Consider the following 1358-nt stretch of genomic DNA (forward strand, 5'->3'; position numbering starts at 1 on the left):
ATTAACAAAGAGAATAAATGCAACTAATCCAAAAAGGTGTGGTTCTGCTAAAGGTCTTGTTAGATATATGTTGCATATGGATAATCCTGAGAAATATCAGTATGATCGTGAAGATATGATTGCTCATGGTGGAGCAGATATTCTAGAGATGTTAAAACCGACGTCTGCAAGCAGATATGAGATGTTTAAAGAAATGACTTCTTTTATAGTTGAAAATGATATAAGAGAATACGAAGAACTATGGATTTATGCTATGGAGCATAGATTTGATGATTGGTTCCCTTTGTTAGCTGATAATGGTACTTTTGCTATAAATACGTTTATAAAATCTAGAAGACATAGAATAAAAGATAACAAATGAATTAGCTAGCCATTATGGCTAGCTTTTTGCTTTAGCAAAAAAGGGGGATTGGGGGTTTACCCCCAACAAGGGTATTTGCAGAACGAAATGAGCGATAGCGAATGAAGTGGCTAGCAAATACGACGCTTGCCAAACCATATTATTACTTGTGATAGGAGAAATACTTTTGACGAACAAAGAAATAATGATAGCCACTTCAGTGGCGATTGGTGCAGTTGTAACTTGGATTAATCCAAGTTAACAACCAATCCAAATCATTACTTTCGATATCGTGAAGTCAAAAGGAAATTCTATTACAAGTAATAATATGGTGGGTTTTGACTTTAGGTTTTCAACACTGGGGTACTACGACCCCCCCAGTGTTGTTCATTGTTCACGGTCACTTTTTGTGTATAAACGATTGAATTATGATGTTGTTTTGTGTATTATTGACTGTAATAGTTGAAAGGTGGTTACAATTATGAGTAAAAGATTGCAAGTGACTTTGAAAGATGAGATGTCGGAAAAGTTAGATGAATTGGCGAAATATTTAGGAGTTTCAAAAAGTGCGGTAATTGCGTTGGCTTTGCAAGATTTTGATAAAAAACATAAAAATAGATAAAAAAATACTGCCATGTGGCTATGGCAGCATAAACTTGTATTCGGAGGTAATTATATCATGGTGAATAAAGCATCACAAGGTAATGTAAGAACTAGAAATTGGACGTTTGTAATTTACCCAGAAAGTGTTTCTGAAGGTTGGAGAGATATATTAGATGATGAACATATACAATGGGTTGAATCTCCATTACATGATAAGGATACTAATCCAAATGGAGAGATAAAAAAGGCTCATAAGCATATATTGGTTATGTATGATGGGGTTAAAAGTTATAATCAGATATTAGAATTGACTGAAAGAATAAATGCAACTGTTCCACAAAGGTGTGGTTCTGCTAAAGGTCTTGTTAGATATATGTTGCATATGGATAATCCTGAGAAATATCAGTATGATCGT

At 34.1% G+C, this 1358-nt stretch carries 3 protein-coding genes; all 3 read left to right on the forward strand.

From position 1 onward, the window contains the following. The coding region (locus HUK49_RS10500) for a Rep family protein (protein WP_235981144.1) at positions 1-361 on the forward strand (361 nt) is incomplete at its 5' end. 460 nt (positions 362-821) lie between these two features. Further along, positions 822-962: a ribbon-helix-helix domain-containing protein gene (locus HUK49_RS10505; protein WP_031917823.1), complete on the forward strand. Its 141-nt coding sequence runs from the start codon at positions 822-824 to the stop codon at positions 960-962. A 57-nt stretch (positions 963-1019) separates the two neighbouring features. Continuing rightward, the coding region (locus HUK49_RS10510) for a Rep family protein (protein WP_191913662.1) at positions 1020-1358 on the forward strand (339 nt) is incomplete at its 3' end.

Source organism: Limosilactobacillus portuensis (genome assembly GCF_014838735.1).
Lineage (GTDB): Bacteria > Bacillota > Bacilli > Lactobacillales > Lactobacillaceae > Limosilactobacillus > Limosilactobacillus portuensis.

Bases quoted from the DNA above. Each gene is read 5' to 3' on its own strand.
- HUK49_RS10505 (WP_031917823.1), top strand. From the start codon at position 822: ATGAGTAAAAGATTGCAAGTGACTTTGAAAGATGAGATGTCGGAAAAG.